The sequence below is a fragment of the Nocardia rhizosphaerae genome, assembly GCF_042650365.1.
Lineage (GTDB): Bacteria > Actinomycetota > Actinomycetes > Mycobacteriales > Mycobacteriaceae > Nocardia > Nocardia rhizosphaerae.
Genome location: NZ_JBHSBA010000015.1, coordinates 1231130 through 1243323, shown reverse-complemented (window position 1 = coordinate 1243323; position 12194 = coordinate 1231130). Strand labels below are relative to the sequence as shown.

14 protein-coding genes are annotated in these 12194 nt (G+C 68.7%); 2 read left to right on the top strand and 12 right to left on the bottom strand.

Translation table 11 applies throughout. From position 1 onward, the window contains the following. The 4 genes from ACFOW8_RS27935 to ACFOW8_RS27920 form a co-directional block, all read right to left on the bottom strand. Nucleotides 1–156 carry a hypothetical protein gene (locus ACFOW8_RS27935; RefSeq protein ID WP_378554553.1) on the bottom strand — a complete coding sequence of 52 codons (156 nt, stop codon included), beginning with the start codon at nt 154–156 and terminating at the stop codon, nt 1–3. Next, nucleotides 129–377, bottom strand: coding sequence for a hypothetical protein (locus ACFOW8_RS27930; RefSeq protein WP_378554552.1), 249 nt, complete (start codon nt 375–377; stop codon nt 129–131). The genes ACFOW8_RS27935 and ACFOW8_RS27930 overlap by 28 nt, the downstream gene beginning before the upstream one ends. Nucleotides 378–510: 133 nt before the next feature. Then, the gene (locus tag ACFOW8_RS27925; protein ID WP_378554551.1) at nt 511–987 is read right to left on the bottom strand and encodes an excisionase family DNA-binding protein; all 477 of its coding nucleotides are present in this window, start codon (nt 985–987) and stop codon (nt 511–513) included. Between the two features lie 192 nt (nt 988–1179). After that, the gene (locus tag ACFOW8_RS27920; RefSeq protein ID WP_378554550.1) at nt 1180–1743 is read right to left on the bottom strand and encodes a winged helix-turn-helix transcriptional regulator; all 564 of its coding nucleotides are present in this window, start codon (nt 1741–1743) and stop codon (nt 1180–1182) included. Nucleotides 1744–1830: 87 nt separating this feature from the next. Between ACFOW8_RS27920 and ACFOW8_RS27915 the strand changes: the two genes are divergently transcribed. Then, nucleotides 1831–3048, top strand: a complete 1218-nt coding sequence (locus ACFOW8_RS27915) for a pyridoxal phosphate-dependent aminotransferase (protein WP_378554549.1) — start codon at nt 1831–1833, stop codon at nt 3046–3048. A 284-nt stretch (nt 3049–3332) separates the two neighbouring features. Here the strand turns inward: ACFOW8_RS27915 and ACFOW8_RS27910 are convergent, their stop codons facing one another. From ACFOW8_RS27910 to ACFOW8_RS27875, 8 genes are read right to left on the bottom strand one after another with little or no spacing between them, the layout of a single operon-like run. Next, the gene (locus tag ACFOW8_RS27910) at nt 3333–4145 is read right to left on the bottom strand and encodes a carbohydrate ABC transporter permease (protein WP_378554548.1); all 813 of its coding nucleotides are present in this window, start codon (nt 4143–4145) and stop codon (nt 3333–3335) included. Then, entirely contained in the window at nt 4135–5088 is a 954-nt protein-coding gene (locus ACFOW8_RS27905; RefSeq protein WP_378554547.1) for a carbohydrate ABC transporter permease, read from the bottom strand. Before ACFOW8_RS27905 ends, ACFOW8_RS27910 begins: the two co-directional genes overlap by 11 nt. Before the next feature lies 1 nt (nt 5089). Next, complete coding sequence (locus ACFOW8_RS27900) at nt 5090–5941, bottom strand: metallophosphoesterase (RefSeq protein WP_378554546.1); 852 nt, start codon at nt 5939–5941, stop codon at nt 5090–5092. After that, on the bottom strand, nt 5941–7308 hold the full coding sequence (locus ACFOW8_RS27895; RefSeq protein WP_378554545.1) for an ABC transporter substrate-binding protein: 1368 nt from the start codon (nt 7306–7308) through the stop codon (nt 5941–5943). The genes ACFOW8_RS27900 and ACFOW8_RS27895 overlap by 1 nt, the downstream gene beginning before the upstream one ends. Nucleotides 7309–7341: 33 nt before the next feature. Then, nucleotides 7342–8472 (bottom strand): ABC transporter ATP-binding protein, encoded by a 1131-nt coding sequence (locus tag ACFOW8_RS27890; RefSeq protein ID WP_378554544.1) that lies wholly within the window; start codon nt 8470–8472, stop codon nt 7342–7344. A gap of 8 nt (nt 8473–8480) precedes the next feature. Beyond that, nucleotides 8481–9401: an alpha/beta hydrolase family protein gene (locus ACFOW8_RS27885; protein ID WP_378554543.1), complete on the bottom strand. Its 921-nt coding sequence runs from the start codon at nt 9399–9401 to the stop codon at nt 8481–8483. Beyond that, nucleotides 9398–9922: a YiiD C-terminal domain-containing protein gene (locus ACFOW8_RS27880; protein ID WP_378554542.1), complete on the bottom strand. Its 525-nt coding sequence runs from the start codon at nt 9920–9922 to the stop codon at nt 9398–9400. The genes ACFOW8_RS27885 and ACFOW8_RS27880 overlap by 4 nt, the downstream gene beginning before the upstream one ends. A gap of 12 nt (nt 9923–9934) precedes the next feature. Continuing rightward, nucleotides 9935–11095 (bottom strand): acyl-CoA dehydrogenase family protein, encoded by a 1161-nt coding sequence (locus tag ACFOW8_RS27875; RefSeq protein WP_378554541.1) that lies wholly within the window; start codon nt 11093–11095, stop codon nt 9935–9937. 162 nt (nt 11096–11257) lie between these two features. On the opposite strand from ACFOW8_RS27875, the gene ACFOW8_RS27870 reads away from it, so the two are divergent. Beyond that, complete coding sequence (locus ACFOW8_RS27870) at nt 11258–12193, top strand: PDR/VanB family oxidoreductase (protein ID WP_378554540.1); 936 nt, start codon at nt 11258–11260, stop codon at nt 12191–12193. Nucleotide 12194: the final 1 nt, after the last annotated feature.

Here is a 12194-nt window from a genome sequence, read left to right as displayed (position 1 = left end):
TCAGTCGATACGCCTGCGCACCTCGCCGGCGAACCCCGGCACGCCGGTCCGATCGAGCACATCGAGCAACCCCTGGATGTGTTTCGGCGGACGCTTGTGTTCGGCGACCTGTTTGTACAGCTGCCGGATCACCGGGCCGGGAGCCAGATCCAGCAAGTCGAGGAGGAATCGTCCGGGTGTAGTAATTCGGGGAAACCCGCGCCGACGGGCCGTACGGCAAAGTCCTTCAGATTGAAGGTCAGCAGCACATCGGCGTTGCCGTGTATCGCCGCCGCCAGCACATGGCGGTCCTTTGGATGATTCTCCATCCGCTGGACCAGTTCGTCATAGCGCTCGACCAACGCGTCGGAGAAGAATCCGGTCAAGGTGCTGATCAACCGGTCAGCACTCGTAGCAGACGAGCTGCCGTCAGGTCTGGCACAGATGTTTCGGTGCAGCTCGGCCAGCGCAGAACCGTATCGCGCAAGTGGGCCGGAAACAGCACGCAGGTGTCGAGGAATACTCGCTGCATCAGTCGTGCCGCCTGAGCGGCTCCGCCGGGTCGTCGTCGTACAGACCGAGATCCTCGGAAATCCTGGTCAGCTCGGACAATCCGGCGGTGCGCTCGGCACGGCGGTACTCCCGGAAGGCCAACACGTCGGTCAGCAGAACCCGACGGTGCCGTCCTGGACGGGTGAACGGGATCTCGCCGGTGTCCAGCAACTTCACCAATGTCGGCCTGCTCATCCCCAGTAGCTCCGCGGCCTCCTGCGTCGTCAGTGTCGTGTGTAGCGGCGCGACCGTCACCGCTTTTCCTTCGGACAGCGCGAGTGCGACAAGACGAAGGCCCTCGACGAGTTCGGCGGGCAGCGCAACCACCTCGCCCTCCGCCGACCGCAGGACTGCTACACCAGACGATTCGGGCGCGGTCTCCAAGAATCGGCGCACCTCGGCGAGCTGCTCCAGATGCTGCGGCAGCAGGGTGCGCTCGTTCAATGTCTCGGTCATCGTGCCTCCATGGACACCATCATCCCCGATTTTCGAATAAAACGAAGGAGTGCACGTTGCGGCCCATCGATGCATGGCCGGACGGACGTCGGGGGCACTCCTGGTCGCGCTTTCTGCGCACATCTGGACGATTCCCGATGCACTCCTGGCCGACCCTTGCCGATAGCGACGCCTGCCGGGCAGTCGGGTGTGTCAATCTTTCCAGGCGTCTCGCAGTGACCGCGAACCCGCGGCGATCTCGGTGGCTTCGGACAGGGACAGGTGGAGTTCCCGGTCGGCGACCGGTGCGGGGCCGTCGTGGTGGGTGATGCCGTCGGGGGTGAGCACGAAATGCAGGGCGGTGTCGCCGATGTGGACGGAGACCGTGCCCTCGGGGACCAGGTCGCCGATGGCGCGGCCGAGGGGGAGTGCCAGCCAGTGGGCGCGCACCGCGTCGGTCGGCTTGCGGTCGCCGAGCCTGGGGGTGCCCCAGGCCGAGAGCGCGTCGAGCACCGGGCGCAGGTCGCGGCCCGCCTCGGTGAGCTGGTAGCTCGAGCGCATGCCGTCTCGGTGGTGGGTGAGCAGGCCCTCGCGTTCGAGTCCCTTGAGTCGGGTGGCGAGCATGTCGGTGCTGATCCCGGGCAGATCGGCGAACAGATCGCTGTAACGGCGCGGGCCCGAGCACAGTTCGCGGACCACGAGCAGGCTCCACCGGTCGCCGACGAGATCGAGGGCACGGCTGACAGCGCAGTAGTGGTCGTAGCTTCGGCGGGGCATGTGTACTACCTTAGCCGGGGGCTTGGAAAAACCAAGTGAAATCTTGGAAATACCAAGTAGTGTGTGCGGCAACCACGGTTCGGAGGGATGTTCATGCAGGTCAAGCAGTCCAGCAAGCTGTCAGGGGTGTCGTACGAGATTCGCGGCCCGGTCGCCGAGGAGGCGGCCCGGCTCGAGGCCGAGGGGCACCATGTGGTCAAGCTCAACACCGGCAATCCGCTCGTCTTCGGGTTCGACGCGCCGCCGGATCTGTTGCAGGACATGGTCCGGACGCTGCCCACGTCCACCGGCTACACCTCGTCGAAGGGGTTGCTCTCGGCCCGGCGCGCGGTGGTGCAGTACTACCAGACCCTCGGGGTGTCCGACGTGACCGTCGAGGAGGTGTTCCTCGGCAACGGCGTCTCCGAGCTGATCATGATGGCGATGACGGCGCTGCTGGAGAACGGCGACGAGGTCCTCGTCCCCGCCCCCGACTTCCCGCTGTGGACGGCCGCGACCGCGCTCAACGGTGGTACCCCCGTGCACTACCTGTGCGACGAGGGCGCCGACTGGTACCCGGACCTGGCCGACATCACCGCCAAGATCACCGACCGCACCCGCGCCATCGTGCTGATCAATCCGAACAATCCGACCGGCGCGGTGTATCCGCCGGAGGTGCTGCGCGAGATCCTCGAAATCGCCCGCAGACACAATCTGGTGGTCTTCGCCGACGAGATCTACGACAAGATCTACTACGACGACCTCGAACACACCGCGATCGCCTCGCTCGCCCCCGACCTGCTGTGCCTGACCTTCTCCGGCCTGTCGAAGAATTACCGCGCCGCCGGCCTGCGCTCGGGCTGGCTTGTTGTCTCCGGCCCCACGCAGCACGCCGCGAGCTATCTCGAGGGTCTCACCATGCTGGCCGGATTGCGGTTGTGCGCGAATGTGCCTGCCCAGCAGGCGATCCAGGCCGCGCTCGGGGGATATCAGAGCGTCTACGATCTCACCCTGCCGGGCGGTCGCCTGCGCGAACAGCGCGACCGCGCGTGGGAAGCGCTCAATTCCATCCCCGGCGTCAGCTGCGTCAAACCCAAGGGCGCTCTCTACGCCTTCCCTCGCATCGACCTGGACATGTACCCGATCCACGACGACGAGAGGTTCGTCCTCGACCTGCTGATGCAGGAGAAGCTCCACATCGTCCAGGGCACCGGCTTCAACTGGCCCCGGCCCGACCACTTCCGCATCGTCACCCTGCCCCACGCCGACGAACTCGAAGCGATCATCGAACGCATCGGCCGCTTCCTGTCGACCTACCGGCAGTGACGTCGTCTCGCCGATAACGGGCGGTCCGATCTGTGTATCGGTGGTACTCGGCGCGGGTAACGCGGAGGTCGTCACGCTAGGCGAGCGGCCGACGGAAAGGGAGCCGACGTGCTCGTCGTAGGGGCCCGGCATGGCCTCGGCCGGGCACCGCCAGGCGAATCGGTTGCTCAACCGGTTCACCTGGCGGTCGTACACCGCCAGGAAGGCGCGGGTATACGGTGCGGCGTTGCGCGCGGGATCGCGTCGTCGCATCGTCGCGCCGGCCATACCGCCGGGCTACCGGCTCATTTGAGTCCGGAGCGGACGAAGGCATTGACGATGTGGCGCTGCAGGACCAGGTAGAGCAGCAGCACGGGCAGGCAGGCCAGGCTGGCCAGGGCCATCATCGGGCCCCACTGGTCGCCTTCGGTACCCATGAAGCTACGCAGGCCCAACTGGAGGACATCGTTGGATTGGCGCAGCACCACCGCGGGCCAGAAGTACTCGTTCCAGGCGTTGATGAACAGCAGGATGCCGAGTGCGGCGAGGGCGGGGCGCAGGTTGGGCACCACCACGGTCCACAGGATCGCCCAGGAGGAACGGCCGTCCATCTTCGCCGCCGCGATCAGCTCCTTCGGGAACGCGTCCATGTGCTGACGCAACAGCAGCACACCCAGCGCCGAGCACAGGGTCGGCAGCACACAGCCGATCAGCGTGTTGATCAGCCCCAGCTCGTTGAGCAGGATGAAGTTGGGCAGCATGGTGACCTGGAACGGCACCAGCCACACCCCAACGAACGCCAGATACATCAACCGCTGCAGCGGGAAGGTGTACATGGCGAAGGCGTAGGAGGCCAGCAGGGCGATCAGCAGCTGGCCAGTCGCGGACATGATCGCCACGAAGAACGTGTTGGCGATCAGCCCGGCCACATCCACCTTCTGGGCCGCGTCGACATAGTTGGCCAGCGACAGCGGCCACGGCAGCGGGGAGAGCGAGCTGACATCCTCCGGCCTGCGCAGCGCCGTCGCGAACAGCCAGTAGATGGGGAACACGCACACCAGCGCCACCCCGGCGAGCAGCAGGTGGCTGCCCGCCGCGCGCAGACGGTCAATCATCATGAACGGCAACCTTTTCCGAAATCCAGACCAGCGCCGCGGCCAGCGCCCCGAACCCGACGAACAGCAGCACCCCGGCCGCCGCGCTGAGCCCGGCGTCGAAGGTGTGGAACGCGTAGTCCCAGAGCAGGTAGTAGATGTTGGTGGTGGCCTGGGACGGCCCGCCCTGGGTCATCGAGTCGATCAGCGGGAACGACAGGGTGGGGCTGAGCAGCACGGTCGTCAGCACCAGGAACATCAGGGTGGGCGAGAGCAGCGGCAGCGTGATCCAGCGGCGGATCTGCCCGGCGCTCGCGCCGTCGACCTTGGCGGCCTCGCTGTAGTCGCCGCTGATCCCGGCCAGCCCCGCCCACACGACCAGCGTCGCGAAGCCGAGCAGCTGCCAGCCGGTGATCACGATGATCACCGCCTGCGCGGTCGCGGCGTCATAGACCCAGTTGTGTCCGGTGCCGAGTAGCTGGTCGACGAATCCGCTGCCCGGATGCAGCAGCCACCGCCATACCGCCGCCGCCGCGACCGGCGCGACGAGGAACGGGGTGAACACCAGCGCCTGATAGAACGTGCGGGCCCGCCCGTGCATCCGCCTGCTCGCCAGCGCGATCAGCACCGGCAGTCCCACGGTGAACGGCAACAGCCCGAGGATCAGGCTGGCGGTGCGGCCGAGCGAACCCCAGAAGGCCGGAAGATCGAACAGCCGTTCGTAATTGGCGGTGCCGACCGGTGTCATCGGCGCGGTCGGCAGCAGATTCCACGACACTGTCGACAGCTGCACCGCTTGGGCGAGCGGCTGGTAGGTCCACACCACCAGCAGGATCAGCGCGGGCGCGAGGTACAGGTAGGGCGCGACCAGCCGGGCGAGCGTACGGCGGGTGATCCGGCGCGGCCCCGGCGCGGGGGTGGAGACCACCGCCCGCGCCGGGGCCTGCCGCTCGTCGATGACGAACATGTCACCGCGTCCGTGCGGCGATCGCCGCCAGTTGCTCGAGCACCTCGGCCTCGGCGCGGTCGTAGACCGGCGTGGCCGGGGTCGCTTCGATCGCCGTGGCCAGCAACGTCGAACCCACCAGATCGATGCGGCTGTAGCCGAATCCGGCGAAGCCGCGATGCCTGCCCGCGGGCGCCATCGGATCGATCCGGTACGACATGGCGGGCCCGACCCACACCGGGATCCCGGCGATCGCCGCCGTGGCGGTCAGATGGTTGTGCCCACACAGCACCATCCGCACGTCGGTGCCCTCGATGACCTCCGCCAGCCGGTCGGCGTCCTCGAGCTTGAGGAAGTCGGCGGTGGCGACGGGGGAGGGGATCGGCGGGTGGTGCAGCACCAGCAGTGTGCCCCGCGGCGCGGGGGTCCGCAGCTGATCGGTCAGCCAGGCCAGCTGCTCGAGTTCGAGCCTGCCCTCGTGCCGCAGCGGTGTCGTGCTGTCGAGCACGACGATCCGCAGGCCCGCCACCTCGACACAGCGATCATATGGCCGCTCGGGGTTCACCGATTCCAGGTCGAGCAGTTCGGTGCCGAAGGCGGCGCGTTCGTCGTGATTGCCCATCACATAGACGATCTCGGCGCCGAGCTCGGCCGCGACCGGCTCGACAGCCGCGCGCAGTCGCCGGTACGCCTCGGGTGACCCGTTGTCGGCCAGGTCACCCGAGAGCACCAGGGCATCGATGCGCTGCCCGGCCTCGCGCAGCTGGGTGAGCACCCGTGCGAGGTTCGCGTCGGTGTCGACGACACCGTGGACGAGCTCACCGGCCGGACGCAGGTGGGTGTCGGTGAGCTGGACGACGGTCAGTTCGCTCATCATGCGCCCGGCAGGAGCTTGGCGCCCTCGGCTTGGGCGGCGCTGAGGGTGGACTGCGGGTCCTGGCCCTGGAACACGACGGCCTCGACCGCGTCCATCATGCCGTTGCGGATCTGCAGGTAGTTGTTGCCGGGCATCGACACCCACGGCTCCATCTTCGCCAGCTGCGCCACGTTCGGCTTCAGCAGCGGGTTCTCTTCGGCCCAGTCCTTCAGCCCGTCCGGCTGGTCGAGCAGGCCGGTGCGCAACGGCAGGTAGCCGATGTTCTTGGCGATCTTGATGTAGGACTCCTCGCTGGTGAGGAACTTGATCAGCTCCCACGCCGCGCGCTGCTTGGCCGGATCGTTGGACAGGATGTGCAGGCCCGCACCGGAATTGGTCGGCACGGTCGGCTTGTCACCGAAGGCGGGCATCGGCGCCGAACGCAGGTCCCACTTGTCCTTGGCGCCCTTGACGAACATGCCCTGGATGGCGCTGGTCTCGAGCAGCATGCCCATCTCGCCGCGGGTGAACGCCTCGTAGCCCTGCTTCTGGTTGAACTTGGGCATGCTGCCGGAGTTCACCAGGTCCTGCGCCATCTGCGTCACCTCGACCACCGCGGGCTCGGCGTAGGTGAGGGTGCGCCGGTCCTCGGAGATGACCCGGCCGCCGTTGGAGCGCACCAGCGACTGGAAGCACCAGTCCTTGGCGGTCTTGGTCAGGCAGTCGACATACACTCCGCCCTTACCGGTGCGGTCGGCGATCTGCTTGGCCGCGGTCGCGACCTCGGCCCAGGTGGCGGGCGGGTTCGCCGGGTCGAGTCCGGCCTCGGTGAACAGCGAGGCGTTCATGTACAGCACCGGGGTGGAGAACACGAACGGCACGCCGTAGGTGTGGCCGTCCCAGTCGTCGAGCACCCTGGCGCGCGGCGCGTAGGCGTGCTCGCCGTCGAAGTTGCGCTGCACCTCGTCCTCGCCGACGAGGGTGTCCAGCGGCTTGGCCTGCAGCTGGTTGATGGTGAAGTCCAGGTCGGAGAAGCCCAGCTGCGCCACATCCGGCGGGGTGCCTGCGGCCATCTGGTTCTGGATGCTCGAGATGGTGTCGGTGGCCGGGTTGGGGCTGTTGCCCTGCGGCTTCTGCGCGGTGACCTTGATGTTCGGGTACTTCTCGCCGAAGTCGCCGATCAGCTCGTTGAACGTGTCGGTCCATGCGCCGGCGAGGCCGTAGTTGTAGGACTCGAAGACGATCGAGACCTCCTGGTCGGGGGCCAGCTCCGGGATCTGCGCGGTCGTCGTGGTGTCCGAGGACACGGTGCCGCCCAGACCGCAGCCGCTCAGGGCGACGGCGGTGGTGAACACCACGCCCAAGATGGGCAGGGTGCGCTTCATGGTGGTTCTCCTCATCGAATGGTGCGGTGGAAATCAGGGGACGGGCACGGCCGCCGCGTCCATGGCTTTCTCGGTGTCCGGTCGCGACGCCTGCCAGGTCAGCCGCAACCCGGTATCGGGGTCGAACAGGTGGATGTCGGCGGGATCGACCCGAAGGGCGATGTCCTCGCCCGCGCTGACCCCGGCAGGTCGCGCGGCGCGCACGCACAGGCTGGTCGCGCCCGCGTCCAGATGCACCAGTTCCTCGCTGCCCAGGTTCTCGACCATCCGCACCGTGCCGCGTACGTCGGTGGAGGTGGGGTCGATGCGCAGCCGTTCGGGGCGGATGCCCGCGATCACCGAGGTGTCGGCGGGCAGGTCGTCGGTGATGTCGAGCGCGGCGTCCACGCCGTCGGCGCGCACCCGCAGCGCTCCCGCACCGGCGGTGACGACGGCGGGGAACAGGTTCATCGGCGGGGAGCCGAGGAATCCGGCGACGAAGGTGGAGCGCGGCTGGTCGTAGAGCTCGGCGGGGGTGCCACACTGTTCGACCTGACCCGCGTTGAGCAGGGCGATGCGCGAGGCCATCGTCATCGCCTCGACCTGGTCGTGGGTGACGTAGAGGAAGGTGGCGCCCAGCCGGTGGTGCAGGGCGATCAGTTCGGCGCGCGTCGCGCTGCGCAGCTTGGCGTCCAGGTTCGACAACGGCTCGTCCATCAGGAAGGCACCGGGGTCGCGCACCATGGCCCTGGCCAGCGCGACGCGCTGACGCTGGCCGCCGGACAACGCGACCGGGCGCCGGTCGAGCAGCTCCGACAGCTCCAGGGTGGCCGAGACCTCCGCGACCCGCTGGGAGATCTCCGCGCGCGGCCTGCGCCGCGCGCGCAGCGGGAACCCGATGTTCTTGGCCACCGACAGGTGCGGGTAGAGGGCATAGCTCTGGAACACCATCGCCAGATCACGGCGCTGCGGCGCGGCGTCGGTGACATCGTTGCCGCCCACCAGGATCCGGCCCTCGCTGGGTTCCTCCAGCCCGGCGATCATCCGCAGCAGGGTGGATTTGCCGCAGCCGCTCGGGCCGAGCAACACCATGAATTCGCCGTCGGCGATGTCGAGGCTCACCTCGCGCACCGCGTAGTCGGTGTCGAACTTCTTCGATACCGACTGGATCTGCAGTCGTGCCACGTCTCTCCTCAGGCCGGCGCGGTGCCGGTGGTGATCCACCGCGACACCGCGGTCGCGATGGCGGGCGAGTCCTTCAACCACAGGAAGTGGTCGCGGTTCTCGACCGTCGAGTTCTCGTCGATGTGCCACTGGGTGACCGGTGCGCTCGGCATCCGGGAGACCAGGAAGTCGACGTTGGATTTCGGGCCGAGCACGTCCTCGCTCAGCGAGATCGCCAGCACCGGGACCGTCATATTCGCCAGCAGCGTGTTGTAGCGGCGGGTGGTGCCGCGCGGACGGTAGTAGCTGGTCAGCGAGTGGATCGACCAGTCGACCATCACTCCGCCCGGCATCGGCGCCGGGATCAGCACCCCACCGGGCCAGTGCCCCTTGACCCGCGAGATCAGCCCGATCCACTGGATCTGGCTCAGCGCCTCGAACCAGCGGCGCGGACCGAACGCCCACCAGAACACCGTGCCGGTGCCGATCACGGTGACCCCGGCGACCCGCTCGGGTTCGGCGGCGGCGAACAACAGCGCCAGCTGACCGCCGAGGCTGTGCCCGAACAGGTGCAGCGGCGCCTGCGGGAACCGGCCTTGGACGGTGGAAACGATGGCGGGCAGGTCGATTTCGAGCATTTCGCGGTAGCCGAAGTCGGTGTGCTCGCCGAACGCGGGCTCGGCCTCGCCGTGCGCGCGCAGATCGCAGGTGGCCACCGAGACGCCGGTGGCGTGCAGTGCCTTGGCCAGCGCCTGGTAGTTGCGGGCCTTCATGGCCATGGCGGGCAGGATCAGCACCACCGGGGCGGCCGGATCGGCGGCGGCCAGCCAGCGCACGGTGAACCGGACGCCGTCGGCGGTCTCGACCGTGGTGGTGTCGGGGGTGGTCGCGGGGCCGCCCGGCACCCGGTCGCCACCCTTGCCGGCATCGATGCGGGTTGGGGGGGTCATCGGTCGTCCGTTCCGGCGATGCGGACATCGCACACGTAGTCGAAAGTGAACTCGGCGGTGAGCACGTCGTTGTCGTCGAGCAGCTCCGCGCGTCCGGAAAGGCCGAAGCGGGTGGACTCGGTGGCGGCCAGGATCGGTGCCAGCTGCGCGGCGTCGACGGTGGCGACCGCGCGGATCCGGCCACGGGCGGGCTTGCGGTAGGCGGCGGTGCCGCCGCGCAGGACGAGGCGGTCGATGGTGTGCAGGCGGTGCGCCGCCGCGCCGACGAACGCCGCGGCGCCGGCGATATCGGCGGCGGTGAACAACGCTCCCGCGTGCACGGTGCCCATGTGGTTGCACATGACCGGTTCGGCGGGGATCTCCACCACCGACCTGGCGGGGGAGATCTCGGTGATCTCGGTACCCACGTGCGCGCCGAACGGCACCAGGGCCTGGGAGGCCTCGCGCAGGTAGGTGAAGTCGACGGACTCGGGATCGAGCGCGGGATAGGCGGCGCCGAAACCGGCGATGCTGCGGGTCATGACGTGCTCCTCTCAGCGCGGTCCGCGCAGCACGCGCCGCGCGATCGACCAGCGCAGCACCTCCGACGGACCCTCGTAGATGCGGAATGCCCTTGCCTCGACCAGGAAGCGGGCCACCAGATGGTCTTCACAGACGCCGAGCCCGCCGTGCAGCTGCACCGCCCGGTCCAGCACCCGCCACACCGCCTCGGAGACGAAGGTCTTGGTGATCGAGGCCTCGTGCCTGGCCTGCGCGGAGGTGGCGCCGTACTCGTCGATGGTGGCCGCGGTGGCCTGGATCAGGCTGCGGGCTGCGGCGATATCGATCTCGTTGTCGGCGATCAGGCCCTGCGCGAGTCCGTGGTCGGCGATCGGGACCCCGAAGGAGGTGCGGCCGGTGATGTGCGCGGCGGTGAGCTGCTGGGCGCGCACCGCCAGGCCGAGCCAGTTCATGCAGAACACCAGCCGGGACGGGGCCAGCCGTACCTGCGCCAGCTCGAGCCCGCGGCCGACGGCGCCGAGGATCGCCGACTCGGGCACTTCACAGTCGGTGAACTCGACCTCGCAGTGTCCGCCGGGGGCGCTGGTGTGGTCCAGCGTCGGCATCCGGCGGCCCACCTTCAGGCCCGGATTGTCCTGGTCGACCAGGAACATGGTCGGGCCGTCGGTGGTGGCGGCGACACAGATGGTGAACGCCGCGCCCTGGGCGCCGGTGGTGAAGTGCTTGCGGCCGTTGATGACCCAGCCGTTGTCGGTCTCCTCGGCGACGGTGGCGAGCATGCGGGGATCGGAGCCCGCACCGGGCGCCGGTTCGGTCATGGCGATGGCCGAGCGCACCTCGCCGGAGGCCAGCGGCGCCAGATACCGTTGCTGCTGTTCGGGATTCGCTACCGCGGCCAGCAGGTGGATATTGCCGTCGTCGGGGGCCCAGGCGTTGACGGCCAGCGGGCCGAGCAGGCTGGCGCCCGCCGCCTCGAGGACCGAGGCCTGCGCCCTGGTGTCGAGGCCGAGGCCGCCGTAGGCGGGGTCGGACAGTGGGCCGAAGACACCGGCGTCCTTGGCCTTCTTCTGCAGGTCTAGGCGCAGGGCGTCGTCGGTGACCCGGCCACCGACCACGACCTCACGTTCCACCGGGATGACGTGGTCTGTTACGAACTGCCTGGTCCTGTCGACCAGTTCCGCCACTGGAGTCATGTCGTCAGTCTCGGGTGGGGCGCGTGGTGGTTGCCGGGGCGATAGTGAATGTCGATCGGTCCAATCGACTCGGTATGCGGTGGCGACATGCCCGTCGCCGGACGATCACGGTGAAGGGGACGACCTCGCCGTGAGGGTGGCCGACTGCGAAAGGGCACGAGTGTGACCGGGTTGACCGTGCGGGTGATCGAACGAACCGACGAGGCCGACGCGGTGTTCGCGCTGGCACTCGGTGCGGCAGACGGTGGACAGCTGCCGTCGTGGACGCCGGGGGCCCACATCGATGTGGCGGTGGGGGCGGCGGGTGTGCGCCAGTACTCGCTGTGCGGTGACCCGGCCGAGCGCGACCGCTGGCGGATCGCGATCCTGCACGAGCCGGCGGGGCGCGGCGGCTCCGACCTGCTGTACCGGACCGCGATGCCCGGCACCGAACTGTCGGTCTCGCTGCCCCGCAACAACTTCGTCCTCGACGCGGCCGACGAATACACCTTCGTGGCAGGCGGGATCGGGATCACGCCGATCCTGCCGATGATCGCCGCCGCCGAAGCCGCCGGTGCCCGCTGGTCGCTGCACTACGGTGCGCGCAGCCGCTCCCATATGGCTTTCGCGGACGTGCTGGCCGAGCGCTATCCGGATGTGCGGCTGTTCCCGCAGGACGAGGCGGGACTGCTGCCCGTGGCCGAACTGCTGACCGCGCGACCGGATACGACGGTCTACTGCTGCGGCCCCGAGCCGCTGCTCGCGGCGGTCGAAGCCGAGGGCGCCCGCCACGGCGTCCCGGTACGGACCGAACGGTTCGTTCCGCGCGCGGTCGAGCCCGCGGGCCCCGACGCGGCCTTCGAGATCCACCTGGCCCGGACCGACCGCACCCTGCGCGTGGCCGCCGACCGCTCCATCGTCGACGTCCTCGAATCAGCGGGCGTTCCGGTGATCACCTCCTGCCGCGAAGGCACCTGCGGCAGCTGCGAGACCCCGGTCCTCGACGGCGACATCGACCACCGCGACTCCCTGCTCACCGCCGAGGAACGCGAGTCCGGCACGACGATGATGCTCTGCGTCTCCCGCGCCCGCTCCCAGACGCTGGTCCTTGACCTCTGAG